This window comes from Cryocola sp. 340MFSha3.1 (genome assembly GCF_000383315.1).
Taxonomy (GTDB): domain Bacteria; phylum Actinomycetota; class Actinomycetes; order Actinomycetales; family Microbacteriaceae; genus Leifsonia.
The window spans coordinates 1347805-1362587 of the sequence record NZ_KB911088.1; the positions used below are offsets into that span (position 1 = coordinate 1347805).

14 protein-coding genes are annotated in these 14783 nt (G+C 70.4%); 8 read left to right on the top strand and 6 right to left on the bottom strand.

Translation table 11 applies throughout. The features are described 5' to 3' along the window. Positions 1 to 337 precede the first annotated feature (337 nt). Both H284_RS0117570 and H284_RS0117575 read right to left on the bottom strand, forming a co-directional pair. Positions 338 to 1738, bottom strand: a complete 1401-nt coding sequence (locus tag H284_RS0117570) for an MFS transporter (protein WP_039731523.1) — start codon at positions 1736 to 1738, stop codon at positions 338 to 340. Between the two features lie 27 nt (positions 1739 to 1765). Beyond that, the gene (locus H284_RS0117575; protein ID WP_018191528.1) at positions 1766 to 2011 is read right to left on the bottom strand and encodes a hypothetical protein; all 246 of its coding nucleotides are present in this window, start codon (positions 2009 to 2011) and stop codon (positions 1766 to 1768) included. Positions 2012 to 2096: 85 nt separating this feature from the next. Here H284_RS0117575 and H284_RS0117580 point away from each other — a divergent pair, with 85 nt between their 5' ends. The 3 genes from H284_RS0117580 to H284_RS0117590 are packed head-to-tail and all read left to right on the top strand — an operon-like array spanning position 2097 to position 3104. Next, positions 2097 to 2474 (top strand): DUF7882 family protein, encoded by a 378-nt coding sequence (locus H284_RS0117580; RefSeq protein WP_018191527.1) that lies wholly within the window; start codon positions 2097 to 2099, stop codon positions 2472 to 2474. A 1-nt stretch (position 2475) separates the two neighbouring features. Beyond that, positions 2476 to 2811: a DUF7882 family protein gene (locus tag H284_RS0117585; protein ID WP_020077261.1), complete on the top strand. Its 336-nt coding sequence runs from the start codon at positions 2476 to 2478 to the stop codon at positions 2809 to 2811. 2 nt (positions 2812 to 2813) lie between these two features. Continuing rightward, complete coding sequence (locus H284_RS0117590; RefSeq protein ID WP_018191525.1) at positions 2814 to 3104, top strand: DUF4287 domain-containing protein; 291 nt, start codon at positions 2814 to 2816, stop codon at positions 3102 to 3104. 31 nt (positions 3105 to 3135) lie between these two features. Here H284_RS0117590 and H284_RS0117595 read toward each other — a convergent pair whose 3' ends face one another. The 4 genes from H284_RS0117595 to H284_RS0117610 form a co-directional block, all read right to left on the bottom strand. Next, the gene (locus tag H284_RS0117595) at positions 3136 to 4086 is read right to left on the bottom strand and encodes an NADP-dependent oxidoreductase (protein ID WP_020077262.1); all 951 of its coding nucleotides are present in this window, start codon (positions 4084 to 4086) and stop codon (positions 3136 to 3138) included. Between the two features lie 56 nt (positions 4087 to 4142). Beyond that, positions 4143 to 5237: an NYN domain-containing protein gene (locus H284_RS0117600; protein ID WP_081630429.1), complete on the bottom strand. Its 1095-nt coding sequence runs from the start codon at positions 5235 to 5237 to the stop codon at positions 4143 to 4145. Positions 5238 to 5345: 108 nt separating this feature from the next. Then, a complete protein-coding gene (locus tag H284_RS0117605) occupies positions 5346 to 6764 on the bottom strand; it encodes an aspartate aminotransferase family protein (RefSeq protein WP_231371270.1) in 1419 nt (472 codons plus the stop codon). Between the two features lie 14 nt (positions 6765 to 6778). Next, the gene (locus H284_RS0117610) at positions 6779 to 8275 is read right to left on the bottom strand and encodes a CoA-acylating methylmalonate-semialdehyde dehydrogenase (protein ID WP_020077265.1); all 1497 of its coding nucleotides are present in this window, start codon (positions 8273 to 8275) and stop codon (positions 6779 to 6781) included. Between the two features lie 92 nt (positions 8276 to 8367). Here H284_RS0117610 and H284_RS0117615 point away from each other — a divergent pair, with 92 nt between their 5' ends. The 5 genes from H284_RS0117615 to H284_RS0117635 all read left to right on the top strand — a co-directional run bounded on the left by H284_RS0117615 (position 8368) and on the right by H284_RS0117635 (position 14770). Then, entirely contained in the window at positions 8368 to 10107 is a 1740-nt protein-coding gene (locus H284_RS0117615; protein ID WP_020077266.1) for a PucR family transcriptional regulator, read from the top strand. Between the two features lie 151 nt (positions 10108 to 10258). Continuing rightward, positions 10259 to 11290: a LacI family DNA-binding transcriptional regulator gene (locus H284_RS0117620; protein ID WP_020077267.1), complete on the top strand. Its 1032-nt coding sequence runs from the start codon at positions 10259 to 10261 to the stop codon at positions 11288 to 11290. A 278-nt stretch (positions 11291 to 11568) separates the two neighbouring features. After that, on the top strand, positions 11569 to 12873 hold the full coding sequence (locus tag H284_RS0117625; protein WP_020077268.1) for an ABC transporter substrate-binding protein: 1305 nt from the start codon (positions 11569 to 11571) through the stop codon (positions 12871 to 12873). Between the two features lie 78 nt (positions 12874 to 12951). Then, the gene (locus H284_RS0117630; protein ID WP_020077269.1) at positions 12952 to 13938 is read left to right on the top strand and encodes a carbohydrate ABC transporter permease; all 987 of its coding nucleotides are present in this window, start codon (positions 12952 to 12954) and stop codon (positions 13936 to 13938) included. Continuing rightward, positions 13931 to 14770, top strand: coding sequence for a carbohydrate ABC transporter permease (locus tag H284_RS0117635; protein ID WP_020077270.1), 840 nt, complete (start codon positions 13931 to 13933; stop codon positions 14768 to 14770). Before H284_RS0117630 ends, H284_RS0117635 begins: the two co-directional genes overlap by 8 nt. Positions 14771 to 14783 lie beyond the last annotated feature (13 nt).

The window sequence follows — 14783 nt, forward strand, 5'->3', positions numbered from 1 at the left end:
ATGGAAGAGGCGATGCGGGCGCCACGGGTCGGATGGGGATGATCACGATGGTCGCGGACTCACGGGTGTGCAAAGTGTGCGGAGGGCCGATCTCTGCGGAACGGCGGCTGGTGCCGACGTCACGCGGGGCATGGGCAGTGGTGACGGTCGCGGTGGGCTGCCGAAATCCGCTCTGCCGCGCGTCGTCGATCGCGCAGCAGCGCATGGTGCCGCCCGGCACCACCCTGGTCGCCTGAGCGAAGGCGACCGGCCGACCGCCTGTGGGTCGCAACACGCCGTTCTGGCGCGCCCATAACGGCGTGTTGCGACCCACAGGCCAAGGCGCCAGCAGGCGCGATCAGGAGGCAGCGGCGGCCGCCCGCCCCGCCCGCCCGGGCCGCACGAACACCAGCAGCGCCAGGTGCACCACCGCCAGCACGGTCGCGACGCCGACGGCCGTCAGCCAGCTGCCCGCGGTCGTCCCACCGCTGAACAGCAGTCCGAGCACCGTGGTCGCGACGATCGCCCCGACATAGCGCGACGTCTGGAAGATGCCCGCGGCGACGCCGCTGTCCTCCGGGCGGGCCGCCGAGTAGAGCGCCTGATTCATCCCGATGCTGACGACGCAGTAGGGGATGCCGAGCGCCGCGGTGAGCACGAGCACGACCCAGGGCGCCGTCGTCGCGGCGGCGACGGCGAGAAGGGCGGCCCCGACCACGAGCGCGATCGCACCGGTGATCAACGTCGGCCGCAGCCCGACGGACTCGATCGCGCGCGCGGCGAGCGGCGTGACGACGATGGTCACGGCCGCGAGAGGGAACATCAGCAGCCCGGCGACGCCCGCGCTGTAGCCGCCGTGCGTCTGCAGGTACTGCGGCAGGCCGAAGAAGGCGGAGTAGTAGACGACGTTGAAGATCGCGAAGCTGAGGTAGACGAGCAGCAGGCGCCGGTTCGCCGCCAGCAGCCGCAGGTCGAGGAACGGGTGCGCCGTGCGCAACTCCCGCCAGACGAACAGTACGGCGGCCACGGCGCACGCCGGCAGCAGCCACCAGAGCGGGTGCGGTTCGAGGTCGAGCAGGAAGATCAGCAGCGACGTGAGGGTCGCGATGAACAGCAGGATGCCCGGGATGTCGGACTCGGCCAGGGTGCGCGCCAGCGGCACCCGCTCCCGCTCGGCGTCCGCCGGTGCGAAGAACCACACGCCGACGAAGGCGATCAGGGCCAGCGGCACGTTCACCCAGAAGATCGACTGCCAGCCGAGGAACGTGATCAATGCGCCGCCGAGCACCGGCCCGATCGCGGCGCCGGAAGTGTTGGCGATCTGGATGCGGCCGAGCAGTCGCGGCGTCCCCACCCCGGAGGCCGCCGCGAGCGGTCGCAGCAGGGCGATCGCCGAGGGGAACGCGGTCGCCGTCCCCACCGCGAGAGCCACTCGGCCGACGCAGACGGCGGCGAGGGAGCCGGCGAACGGCGTGAGCGCGCACGCGAGGACGACGACCAGCATCCCGAACAGGAACAGGCGGCGCGGGCCGAAGCGGTCGCCGAGCCGGCCCATCAGCGGCTGGCCGGCGGCCGACGCCAGGTAGAACGACGTGATGACCCAGGTCACGGCCGTCACATCCACACCGAAGTCGTGTTGCAGCGGCACGAGGGCCACGGCGATCATCGACGAGTTGAGCGGGTTCAGCAGCGTGCCGAGGCTGAGCGCGGCGACGGCCGCCCCCGTGCGCGGGCGCGCAGGATCGTCGGAGCGGGTCACCCCGTCCACGCTACCCGGATCGCGCGATCAGTCGTCGAGGTCCTCGGTCGTGACGGGCACGGTGGAGCGGTAGGGGTAGGCGGGCATCGACGAGTACTCCTCCTCGTCGGCCAGCTCGTACACGTCGTAGGCGAGGGCCCCGGCGAACAGGGTGGCGACGCGGATCTCGCCGGGAGGGCATCCGCCGATCAGGGGCACGACCACGACGCTGTCGAGGGTCCGGCCGTCCTCGTAGAGGAGGGCCGCTTTGATGGTTCGCGTAAGTGCGTCCATGACCGGACTTTACGGCGATTCGCACAACCGTGACTTGACGGCGCGCGGTGGTTTGGAGAAAGTGATCCCGACAGGAAGGACTCGCGTGGGAACGCTGATCTACGACGGGGCCGACGGCTTCACGTTCGACGACCGGGTGCTCGCGCACCTCCAAGCGGTGGTCCAGACCAAGCTGCGGCGCCGGGAGGGCTTCCTCCTCATCTGGACGGATCGCACGGCCGGAGCGGAGGGTGTGCTGCGGTCGATCTGGCTCGACCCCTCCATCTCGCTGCAGTTCGTGTTCGCGCGGCCGGAGCTGCCGGAGCTGAACCGCGACTGGCTGACCATCCTCGGCGAGCGCGCCAACAGCAATTCCGGGCTGATGCTCGAGGACGACCTGCGCGCGGAGATCCGCGAAGAGATCCCGGAGGGAACCTACCGGGCGAGCCGGACGAGGAACGGCAAGCGCCGCGAGGGGGCGTGACGTGGGCAGGCTGGTCTACGGGACCGCGCCGCAGGAGTACGAGTTCGACGACCGCACCCTGGCGCACGTCAAGATCGCCGTCGTCACGAAGCTGCGCCGCCACGAGAGCTTCCTGCTGAACTGGCAGATCCCCGCGGATCTCGGCGGAGGCCGGGTGAGCCTCTGGATCAGCCGGGACATCCCGCTCGCGTTCGTGTTCAGCGGGACCAAGCCGCCGCGACTCAACGACAAGTGGATGGATGTGCTCCTGCGCACGAGCCAGCGCACTGGTGGAATGGTGGTCGTCTCCGAAGCGGAGGCGGAAGCCATCGTCGAGCGCGACGAGAGAGGGGACTGAGGATGTCGTTCCAGGCTTACCTCGACGCCGTCGAGGACAAGACCGGCAAGACGCCGCGCGAACTGGTCGCGGAGGCGGGGGAGCGCGGGTTCGGCCCGGGCACCAAGGCGGGTGAGATCCTCGCCTGGCTGAAGGACGATTACGGGCTGGGGCGCGGACACGGGATGGCGATGGTGCATGTGATCACCAAGGGCCCGCAGATCGACACGAAGTTCGTCGGGACGGACGGCGTGCACCGGGACGAGTCGGCAACGCTGTGGCTCGACGGGAAGGCGACCAAGCCCGCCGGCTGATTCCTTCGCCTCGCGGCCCGCCTGGGCGCACTCAGGGCAGCAGCGCGAGCTTGCCGCCCGGGTGTCCCTCCTTCAGGAACGCGAGGGCCTCCGGCGCGTCGGCGAGTGGATACGTCCGCGCCATCGGGACCTGGAGGCGGCCGCTGCCGGCCAGCTCGAGGAGCGGGCCGCGCACGGAATCGCGGAACGCCTGGCTCTCCGGCTGCGCGCCGAAGACGGCGTGGAAGCCCTCCTGTTGTGCGCGCTGCGCCGCGACGATCGTGACGATGCGCAGCCGGTCGGGGACGAGTTCGAGGGAGACGTCGATCGCCTCGTCGGTTCCGACCGTGTCGAGCGCCGCGGCGATGGGACCCTGGGCGGCCTCGGTCGCCCGCTCTGCGAGCCCCGGTCCGTATGCGATGGGCAGGCCGCCGAAGCGGCGGACTCGGGCGAAACTCGCCTCGCTCGCCGTTCCGATGACGCGGGCGCCGATCTCGGCCGCCTGCTGGAGGATGCTCACGCCGACCGCACCCGATGCTCCGTGCACGAGGATGGTCTCGCCCGCGCGGACGTGGGTCACGTCGAGCATCTGGGCGGCCGTCGTGCCGACGAGCAGCAGGTTCGCGGCCTCTTCGTCGGCCAGCCGAGCGGGCTTGGCGAAGACGTCCTTCGCCGGGACGGTGACGGCGGTGGCATAGCCGCCCTGGATGCGGAACGCGACGACCGCGTCGCCGACGGCCCCGCCGCCGGACGCGATCTCGGTATCCGGACCCATGGCCGCGATGACGCCGGCCACCTCGTAGCCGATCGGGACCGGGAGCTCGAGGCCCTCTCGGGGTGCGGACACGTGCTTGTAGTCCGCCGGATTGACGCCCGCGGCGCGGACCTCGATCGTGACCTCGCCCTGCCGAGGTTCCGGAACCTCGACCTCCGCGAACTCCCATGTCTCCGGCCCGCCCCAGCGGGTCGCTCGCCACTGTCGTCCTGTCTTCTGGCTCGCCATGGTCGCAGTCAACTCCCGTCGGCTGTGCGCCGGCTCAAGAAGCGCACGACGGTGTCTCAGGTGGCGGAGACGCGGTCCGCAGCGCGGCCGCTGTGCCGGGCACGGCGCGGGCGGGTCGGCGCGAGGCGGAGCATCTGAGCCGTCGAGCTGTCGTCGAGCTCGACCAGGTCGCCGCGCGACTTGATGAAGTCGCTGAACGAGCGGTACCCGAGGGCCTTCTCGCTGAAGGACGGGTCCATCCTCTTCATCTGGCCCTTGACCGTCGAGCTGTGCAGCCACGGCGAGTCGTCCTTCTCGTGGCCGAGCTGCATGGCGCGGGCGAGGAGGCGGGTGGCCACGTGCTGCGGGTCCTCGCTCTGCTCCTCGTCCGCGTCGTCCGCGCTGGTCGTGGCCGCGGCGCGCTTGCGGCTGCCGCGCTTCGGCCGCTGGGCAGGCTCGGCGGCTGGGGTCGACGCATCCACCGCCCCGGCTTCGGCAGCGGCACCATCCGTCTCGGCCTGGTCACCCGCAGGCTCCGCGGCGACCGCGGTCACCGGCTCGGTGCCGGCCGCGACCTCGACGTCGTCCGCGTCCTCCGCCTCGTCACGGGCGATGCCGGGGAGGTCGTCGTAGCTGACGAACTCGTCGCACGCCGCGGCGAGCGACTTCGCGGTCGAGCCGGCGACGCCGATCCCGATCACATAGCGCCCGAGGCGCTTCACCCGCTGGGCCAGCGGGATGTAGTCCGAGTCGCCCGCGACGATGACGACGTGCGTGAGCTCGGGAAGCCGGAAGAGGTCTTCGACCGCGTCGACCGCGAGCCGGATGTCGGCGCCGTTCTTGGCGTAGGCGGCAGCCGGGAAGAGCTGAACGAGGTCGACCGCGCGGCCCACGAGCTGGCCGCGGTACTCGGCGTTGACGGCGGACGACCAGTCGGCGTACGCCCGCGTCAGCACCAGCGTGCCGAACGACGAGGAGAAGTCGATCACCGCACCCAGGTCGACGCGCGCTTCCGCCAGCTTCTCGGCGAAGCCCGCCTTGGGCGCGGTCGAACTCGACTTGGGCCGATCACGCATATAGGAGCCACGACCGTGCACCTGGTCGTAACGGGATATGACGATGTTGTCGAAGTCTATGTAGACAGCGACACGGCCGTCTCCGGGTTCACTCATGCTGCCACGATAGCTTGCGGCCGCCGTGAGCCGACCGGCGGGAAGCAGGATGTGGACAAGCTGCGGCTGTGGATGGACGACACCAGGTGCCGCCCATCCACTCGCCGGTCAGACCCGTGCGTAGCGGTCCGCGACGTCGAGCGCCGCGTCGATCGCGGCGAGACCACGACGCAGCTCGTCTTCTCCGATGACCAGCGGCGGCGCGACGTGGACGCGGTTGAAGTGGGTGAACGGCCAGACGCCCGCGGCCTTGCAGGCCGCCGCGACCTCGGCCATCGGCGCCGCATCCGGTCCCGCCGCGTTGAACGGCACCAGCGGCTCCCGCGTCTCGCGGTCGCGCACCAACTCCAGCGCCCAGAACAGGCCGCGGCCGCGCACCTCGCCGAGCGACGGGTGCCGCTCCTGCCACGACCGGAGCTCCGGCTCGACCACACGCGAGCCGAGGTCGCGCACCCGCTCCAGGATGCCGTCCCGCTCGAACACGTCGAACGTCGCGACCCCGGCGGCGCAGGCCAACGGGTGTCCCGAATAGGTGAGGCCGCCCTGGAACGCCACATCGTCGAACCGCGCGGCGATGGCGTCCGAGATGACGACGCCCCCGAGCGGCACATACCCGGAGTTGACCCCCTTCGCGAAGGTGATCAGGTCGGGAACGACGTCGAACGCATCCACGGCGAACCACTCGCCGATCCGCCCGAAGCCGACCATGACCTCGTCGGCGATGTACACGATCCCGTACCGGTCGCACAGCTCCCGCACGCCCGCGAGGTACCCGGGCGGCGGCACCAGCACGCCGTTCGTGCCGACGACGGTCTCGGCGATGAGCGCCGCGATCGTGCCGGCGCCCTCCAGCACGATCACACTCTCGAGGTGCTCCAGCGCGCGCTGGGTCTCCTCCTCGGGCGAGGTCGAGTGGAACGCGCTCCGGTACGGGTAGGGGCCGAAGAAGTGCGCCACCGACGGGTCGCTCGGCTCGTTCGCCCAGCGCCGCGGGTCGCCGGTGAGGGCGATCGCGGTCGAGGTGCCGCCGTGATAGGAGCGGTACATCGACAGCACCTTGCGGCGGCCGGTCACCGCGCGCGCCAGGCGCACCGCGTACTCGTTCGCATCCGCGCCGCCGTTGGTGAAGAAGACCTTGTTGAGCGTCCCCGGAGCCACCTCGGCGATACGGCGCGCGAGCTCGCCGCGCACGTCGTTCGCCATGGACGGCTGCACCGTCGCGAGGCGGCCCGCCTGCTGCTGGATGGCGGCGACGAGGTCGGGATGCTGGTGCCCCAGGTTCAGGTTCACCAGCTGCGAGCTGAAGTCGAGGTACGCATTCCCGTCGTAGTCCCAGAACGTGGAGCCCTCGCCCGCGGCGATCGGCAGCGGGTCGATCTTCGCCTGGGCGCTCCACGAGTGGAAGACGTGCGCGCGGTCGTCGCTGCGCACCTGGCGCTCGGCCGCCGCATCCCCGAACGGATGCTCGACGCCATGCCGGTCGAGGTAGCCGGACCGGGTGCCGGTGGTCGGGATGGTGTCCGTCATCGTCGACTCCTCGCTCACGCGTTGCCCGGGAAAGCCAGCTCGATGCGCGAGTGCAGGGGGTCGGGCCAGCGCGTGGTGACCACCTTGCTGCGCGTGTAGAAGTGGAACGACTCGGGTCCGTAGATGTGCGAGTCGCCGAACAGCGAGTTCTTCCAGCCGCCGAACGAGTAGGCGCCGACCGGCACGGGAATGGGCACGTTGATGCCGACCATCCCGACCTCCACCTCGAACTCGAAGCGGCGCGCTGCCCCGCCGTCACGGGTGAACAGCGCGACGCCGTTGCCGTACGGGTTGGCGTTGATGAGCTCGATCGCCTCGTCGAAGGTGTCGACGCGGACCACTGACAGCACCGGGCCGAAGATCTCGTCGTCGTACGCCTTCATGCCCGGCTTCACGTTGTCGAGCAGGCTGACGCCGACGAAGAAGCCGTCGCCGTCGAACGAGCGCGCGGTGCCGTCCTCCACGACCGTCGCGCCCTCCGCCGCGGCGCCTGTGACGTACGACGCCACCTTGTCGCGGTGCTCGCGCGTGATGAGCGGTCCCATCTCGCTGGCCGCATCCGTGCCCGGCCCGATGCGCAAGGCGCCGAGGCGCGACTGGATGGCCGGCACCAGCCGGTCGCCGACGTCGCCGACCGCGACCACCACGCTGACCGCCATGCAGCGCTCGCCGGCGGAGCCGTAGGCGGCCGAGACCGCGGCGTCGGCGGCGGCGTCGATGTCGGCGTCCGCCAGCACCACCATGTGGTTCTTGGCGCCGCCGAGCGCCTGGACGCGCTTGCCGTTCGCCGACGCGCGCTGGTAGATCGAGCGGGCGATCGGCGTGGATCCGACGAAGCTCACCGCGGCGACGTCGGGGGAGTCGAGGAGGGTGTCCACCGCCTCCTTGTCGCCGTGCACGACGTTGAGCACGCCGTCCGGCAGTCCGGCCTCGCGGAACAGCTTCGCCAGGAACACGGAGGCGCTCGGGTCCTTCTCGCTCGGCTTCAGCACGACGGTGTTGCCGCAGGCGATGGCGCTCGCGACCATCCACAGCGGCACCATGACCGGGAAGTTGAACGGGGTGATGCAGGCGACCACACCGACCGGCTGCTTGACGCTGTGCACGTCGATGCCGGTGGACACCTGCTCGCTGTACTCGCCCTTCAGCTTGTCGATCAGGCCGCTCGCGAACTCCACGTTCTCGAGCCCCCGGCCGATCTCGCCCGCAGCGTCGGAGAGCACCTTGCCGTGCTCGCTGGTGACGATGGCGGCGAGCTCGTCGCGGCGCTCCGTGAGCAGGTGACGGAGGCGGAACATCACGTCGGCGCGCTTGGTCAGGCTGGTGGCACGCCAGGCGGGGAAGGCGGCACGCGCGGCGGCGATCGCCCGTTCGGTCTCGGCGGCGTCGGCAAGGGCGACCTCGTGCTGGCGCTCGCCGGTGGCCGGGTTGAACACCGGGCCGGTGCGCAGGGCGCCGGTCGAGTCTGCGGCGGTCTCTTCGCCGGCGATGAAGTGGCGGATCAGGGCCACGGGGATCCTCCTCGCGGTTTCGCCGGACGTTCTGCCCGGCGGTGACAGTAAGCTTTCCTCCCAATGATCACAGAGCAGAGGCGGTAGGAGCGATGCCAGATCGTCGGGACCCGAACGCGGTCCGAACAGTTCGTCCGGACGGCTCGGGCGGCGCCGCGCAGCCGGCCGTGCCGTCGTCGTCGGTGCTGCCGACGGTGCGCGAGGTGCTGCGCATGGAGCCGGTCGCCGTCGCCCTGCCCGAGGTGCTGACCGGCCGGGATCGGCTGGATGCGCCGGTGCGCTGGGTGCACGTCGCCGAGACGGCCGAGGCGGCCCGGCTGGGCTCCGGCGGCGAACTGCTGCTCGCCACGGGCGTCGGCTGGCCGGCCGACGCCGCGGCCCTGCGGCGGCTCGGACGCGTGCTGGTGGATGCGGGCGTCGCCGGCCTTGTGCTGGAACTCGGACCCCTGATGCCGAGCGCGCCCGCCGCGCTCGTCCAGGAGTTCCAGGCGGCCGGGCTGCCGTTCGTCGTCCTCCACCGGGAGGCGCGCTTCGTCGCGATCACGGAGGCCGTTCACTCGCGCATCATCGCGGAGCAGATGGTGGCGTTGCGGGCGCGGGACGACATCCACGCGCTCTTCACCGGGCTCAGCCTGCGCGGGAGCCCGGCCGACTTCATCGTGGAGCAGGCGGCGCGCGTGCTCGGTTCGCCGGTGGTGCTGGAGGACACCGGCCACCGGGTGATCGCGGCCAGCGGGCTGACGGCCAGCGGGGTAGGGGCCGGCGGCCCAGCGGCTGGCGGCGGCCCGGTCTCGGGCGGGGCGAACACGTCAGGCGAGGACGAGCTCGCCGACTGGGAGCAGCGTTCGCGCGCGGCCCACCGGTCGGGCGCGAGCGGGTGGACGATCGTCCCGGTCGAAGCGCGGGGCATGCGCTGGGGGCACCTCGTCGCGCTGCCCGGGGAGCCGCATCCCGCCGGGCGCTCCAATGTGCTGGAGCAGGCCGCGGTCGCGCTCGCGCTCAGCCGGCTCTCCGACCGCGACGACGACGAGTGGACGCGGCGCAGCCACGACGCGCTGCTCGCGGCGCTGATCGGCCGGCGGTTCTCCGGGGAGGGCGGCGTGACGGCCCGGTTCGAGGCGGCGGGCTTCCCGCTCTCCGGCCGGCTGGTCGCCGGGGCGGCGGTGCGGCTGCGTTCCGGGACGCTGCCCGTGTCAGCCGCAGCGCGAGCCGTCGAGGCGGCGCGGACGGCGGGTGCCGACGCGGTGGCCGGGCGGCATCCCGAGCAGCCGGGAACGCTCGTCGTCGCTGTGTCCGCGCGGCCGGGGCGCCAGCTCACGGATGGGCTGTTCGGAGCGATCGCGGACGCCGTCGGGTCTGTGCGGCTCGACGACCCGGCTGCTGTCGTCGCCGTCGGGTCGGACGCGCGCGGGATCACCGGGCTGTTGTCGTCGCTGGAGGAGGCGGTCGAACTGGCGGCCGGCTCCGCCGCGCGGGCCGACGCGCGTCTCGGGCGGAAGCCGCACATCCAGCGCGTGCAGCATCGGCCACTGCTGCGGCTCGTCAACGCGCTCGGCAGCGATCCGCGGCTGCTGGAGCACACCGAGCAGCTGCTGCGGCCGCTGATCGAGTACGACCTGGCGACCGGCGGAGACCTCGTCGAGGTGCTACGCGCCTACCTCAGCCACCCCGGAAACCGCACGCGTGCGGCTGCCGCGAGCCACCTGTCCCGGTCGGTCTTCTACCAGCGGATCGCCCTGATCGAGGAGCTGCTCGGGATGGATCTGGACGACGGCGAGACCGTCGCGGCCCTTCACGCCGCGGTGCTGGCGCGGGGTCGTGCGGCGACCTGACGGCGGCCGCTGCTGCAGCATCCGTGCCGAGTCTCGCGTGTCGTGCCTGGGAACGCATCCCCTCGCCGCCTGAGCGCTCTCGCACGATGCGACGGGTGCGCGAAACGCGCGAACAAGTATTGTTGGCCGCGCACCATGAAGGGAGGCGGCCGTGAGCAACGGAGCGGGGCGCGTGACCATCGCGGGGCTGGCCGACCAGCTGGGGCTCTCCAAGGCGTCCGTGTCGTACGCGCTCAACGGGCTGCCCGGAGTGAGCGACGAGACGCGCGAGCGGGTGCTGGCGTTGGCGGAGCAGCTGGGATGGCATCCCAGCTCGTCCGCCCGTGCCCTGTCACGGGCGCGGTCCGACACGATCGGCATCGTCCTCCGCCGCGATCCCAGCCTGCTCGGCGCCGAGCCGTACTACATGAGCCTGCTCGCCGGGGTCGAGTCGGAGCTGTCCGAGACCGGGCAGTCGCTGCTGCTGCGCATGGTCGGCACGGACGCAGGTCAGGAGGTCGCCGCCTACCGTCGCTGGAGCGCGGAGGCGCGGGTGGACGGCGTCATGCTCTTCGACATCACCTTCGACGATCCGCGCCCGCAGCTGCTGGAGGAGCTCGGCCTCGCGTTCGTGCTCCACGGTAACCGGGAGGCGGTCGCGCCCGGCAAGGTGCTGCTCTACGACGCGCGCGCCGACGCCGGACTGCTCGTCGAGCACCTGGCCTCCCTCGGCCACCGGCGCGCGCTGCACATCGCGGGACCCGCCGAGTTCGAGCACGAGCAGGACCGGCGCGACGCCGTCGCCGCGCACGGGCAGGAGTTCGGCATAGAGTTCTCGTTCGCGGTCTCCGACTACTCGATGGAGTCGGGGGAGCGGGTCGCCGCCGAGCTGCTGGCGACCGACACATCCATCACCGCGGTGCTGACCTCGAACGACCTGCTCGCCCTGGGCGCACAGACGGCGCTCAACCACGCCGGCCGTGAGGATGTCGCCATCGTCAGCTGGGACGACTCCCTGCTCTGCCGCCTCGGAACCCGCCCGATCACCGCGCTCGACCGGTACCCGGAGGAGCAGGGGCGGCGGTCGACGCGGCTGCTGCTCGACCAGCTCGCCGGCCGCCCGGCGTTCGACCGCCGCGCGCGGCCGAGCCGCCTCGTGCCGCGTGCCACGAGCATCCGCGCCGGCGAGCACGCCGCGCGCTGAGCGCGCGCTCCGCGCCCGCGCCGCGCGCTCCGCATCCGCCGAGGTGCACGTCGTTGTGGGCGACACGCCGCAGCGGACCGCAACGACGTGCACCTCGGCGCATGCCCGGGGCGACCGCTGGGGCGACCGGCCGGGGCGACCGGCCGGTATACCCTCGGACGAGGTGAAGTCAAGGATTGACACCTGAACCGGTTAAGTTAGGCTCAGCGTGGCGCTCCCGCGTCCGGCTCTCGCACCAGGGCCGGGATCGCCCCCCATCAAGAGACGAAGGAGTCACAATGAGGAAACGCGCCATCGCCGTCGCGGCACTGGCCGCAGCGGTCTCGCTCGTGGTCGCGGGCTGCAGCAGCTCGGGATCCGGAGGGTCGTCCAGCGGGGCGACACTCACGTACTGGGCGAGCAACCAGGGGACCAGCCTCGACAACGACAAGCAGGTCCTCACCCCCGTCCTGGACGACTTCACGAAGCAGACCGGCATCAAGGTCAAGCTGGAGGTCATCGGCTGGAACGACCTGCAGACGCGCATCCAGACGGCAGTCACCTCGGGCCAGGGTCCGGACGTTCTGAACATCGGCAACACCTGGGCCGCCTCCCTGCAGGCGACCGGAGCGTTCCTGCCGTTCGACGACGCCAACATGAAGGCGATCGGCGGCAGCGACAAGTTCGTGAAGGCCGCGCTCGACACCGGCGGCGCCGAGGGCAAGCCCGTCACGAGCGTCCCGCTGTACGGCCTGGCCTACGGGCTGTACTACAACAAGAAGATGTTCACGGACGCCGGCGTGCAGCCGCCGACGACGTGGGAGGAGCTCGTCGCCGCGGCGAAGAAGCTCACCAACGGCAGCCAGTACGGCTTCGCCCTCGCAGCGGGCAGCTACACCGAGAACGTCCACTTCGCGTTCATCAACTCGGCCCAGAACGGCGGCGAGTGGTTCGACAAGAAGGGCAACCCGACGTTCGACAGCCAGGCCAACATCGACGGCATCAAGCGCTACCTCGACCTGATGCAGAGCGACAAGGTCGTCAACCCGTCCAACGCGCAGTACGACAACGGCGTGCAGGCGGTCAACGACTTCGCCACCGGCAAGGTCGCGATGATCCTCAGCCAGAACAACGCGGACGCCTCGATCGTCGCCAACGGCATGAAGAACGACCAGTACGGCGTCGTCCCGTTCCCGGCTCCTGAGGGCGGCAAGGACATCGCCACCTTCATCGCCGGCATCAACCTGTCGATCTTCAAGAACACCAAGCAGAAGGATGCGGCGCTCAAGTTCGTCAAGTACATGACGAGCGAGGACGTCCAGACCACGCTGGGCAAGCCGTACGCCAGCCTGCCGGTGCTCAACGACGCCAAGCCGGTGTTCACCGACAACGCCGAAGAGGCGGCGACGTTCCAGAAGATCTACAACGACATGTCCAAGCCGCTCCCGCTGGTGCCGGCCGAGGACCAGTTCGAGAACACCGTCGGCAAGGCGATGAACGACATGTTCGCCAAGATCGCCACCGGCAGCACGGTCTCCGACGCCGACATCAAGGCGGCTCTGAAGAACGCACAGGACCAGGTCAAGCAGTCGCTCGGCGGCTGACACCCGGAAACCAGCTCGTCGGGCGGGGCGCGACAACCGCGTCCCGCCCGGCGGACAGTCACACCCCCAAGGAGACCCATGTCGACGACGACAGACGTCCGCGGCCCAGCGCGCACCGTGCCGGCTGCCGCAGCTGCACCGCCCCAGCCCAAGCGCCGCCGCCCCAAGGGATGGTGGCTCCCGTTCATCCTGCTCGCACCGGCGATCGTGTTCGAGCTCCTCATCCACGTCGTCCCGATGCTCACCGGCATCTGGATCAGCTTCACGCAGCTGACGAAGTTCTACATCGCCAACTGGGGCGAGGCGCCGTTCGTCGGCCTGAAGAACTACGCCGTCGCGCTCGACTTCAACGGGTCGGTCGGCGCCGGGCTGCTCCGGTCGTTCCTCGTCACCGTCGGCTTCACCATCCTGGTCGTCGGCCTCTCCTGGGTGCTCGGGATGGCGGCAGCCGTGTCCCTGCAGGGCCGGTTCCGGGGGCGCGCGTTCTTCCGCACCCTGTTCCTCGTGCCGTACGCGCTGCCGCTGTACGCCGGCATCATCACCTGGAAGTTCATGTTCCAGAAGGACACCGGCGCCATCAACCACTTCCTCTTCGACAACCTCGGGCTTCCGGGCGACAAGCCGTTCTGGCTGATCGGCGGCAACGCCTTCTGGTCGATCGTCATCGTCGCGATCTGGCGCCTCTGGCCGTTCGCGTTCCTGATGCTGATGGCGGGACTCCAGTCCATCCCGTCGGAGGTGTACGAGGCCTCCGCGGTGGATGGCGCCAAGCCCTTCCGGCAGTGGCGCGCGATCACGCTGCCGATGCTGCGGCCGGTCAACTCGGTCCTGCTGCTGGTCATGTTCCTGTGGACCTTCAACGACTTCAACACACCGTTCGTGCTGTTCGGGAGCACAGCCCAACCCGCGGCAGGCGACCTGATCTCGTTCCACATCTACAACGCCTCCTTCCTGACCTGGAACTTCGGCTCCGGAGCCGCGATGAGCGTCCTCCTGCTGCTGTTCCTGCTGGTCGTGACCGGCGCCTACCTGCTCGTCGTCAACCGGAGGAACCGCAATGCGTGAGACCCGCTCTTCCCACGTCTTCCGCTGGGTCACCATCGCCGTGCTCACCGTCTTCACGGTGGTGCCGCTCTACGTCATGATCACGTCGTCGGTGAAGCCGCTCTCCGAAGTGCAGGCGGCGTTCACCTGGTGGCCGCAGACGATCACGTTCCAGCCGTTCATCGACATGTGGTCGACCGTCCCGCTGGCGTCGTACTTCGTGAACTCGCTCATCGTGTCGAGCGCGGCGACCCTGATCTCGCTGGTCATCGCCGTGTTCGCCGCGTACGCCGTGTCGCGCTACCGGTTCAAGGGCCGGAACGTGTTCACCACGACCGTGCTGTCGACGCAGATGTTCCCCGGGGTGCTCTTCCTTCTCCCGCTGTTCCTGATCTTCGTGAACATCAACCAGGCGACCGGCATCCAGCTGGTCGGCACCCGGTGGGGCCTCATCATCACGTACTTCACGTTCGTGCTGCCGTTCTCGATCTGGATGCTCGCGGGATACTTCGACGGCATCCCGCGCGACCTCGACGAGGCCGCGAAGGTCGACGGCTCCGGGCCCATGGGTGCACTGTGGCACGTGGTGCTGCCGGCCGCCCGTCCCGGTCTGATCGCTGTGGCGATCTACTCGTTCATGACCAGTTGGGGCGAGGTGCTGTTCGCATCCGTGATGACGACGGACGAGAACAGGACGCTCGCGGTCGGCTTGCAGCTCTACTCGACCCAGACGAACGTGTACTGGAACCAGATCATGGCGGCGTCGCTGGTCGTGTCCATCCCGATCGTCGTCGCGTTCCTCCTGCTGCAGCGCAACTTCGTCGCCGGTCTGACCGCCGGCGCGGTGAAGTGACGCGCGACCGCAT

Excerpts from the sequence above, each read along its gene's own strand:
- H284_RS0117575 (WP_018191528.1), bottom strand. The coding sequence starts at position 2,011 with ATGGACGCACTTACGCGAACCATCAAAGCGGCCCTCCTCTACGAGGAC.
- H284_RS0117590 (WP_018191525.1), top strand. The coding sequence starts at position 2,814 with ATGTCGTTCCAGGCTTACCTCGACGCCGTCGAGGACAAGACCGGCAAG.
- H284_RS0117595 (WP_020077262.1), bottom strand. The coding sequence starts at position 4,086 with ATGGCGAGCCAGAAGACAGGACGACAGTGGCGAGCGACCCGCTGGGGC.
- H284_RS0117600 (WP_081630429.1), bottom strand. The coding sequence starts at position 5,237 with ATGAGTGAACCCGGAGACGGCCGTGTCGCTGTCTACATAGACTTCGAC.
- H284_RS0117605 (WP_231371270.1), bottom strand. The coding sequence starts at position 6,764 with ATGACGGACACCATCCCGACCACCGGCACCCGGTCCGGCTACCTCGAC.
- H284_RS0117615 (WP_020077266.1), top strand. The coding sequence starts at position 8,368 with ATGCCAGATCGTCGGGACCCGAACGCGGTCCGAACAGTTCGTCCGGAC.
- H284_RS0117625 (WP_020077268.1), top strand. The coding sequence starts at position 11,569 with ATGAGGAAACGCGCCATCGCCGTCGCGGCACTGGCCGCAGCGGTCTCG.
- H284_RS0117630 (WP_020077269.1), top strand. The coding sequence starts at position 12,952 with ATGTCGACGACGACAGACGTCCGCGGCCCAGCGCGCACCGTGCCGGCT.
- H284_RS0117635 (WP_020077270.1), top strand. The coding sequence starts at position 13,931 with ATGCGTGAGACCCGCTCTTCCCACGTCTTCCGCTGGGTCACCATCGCC.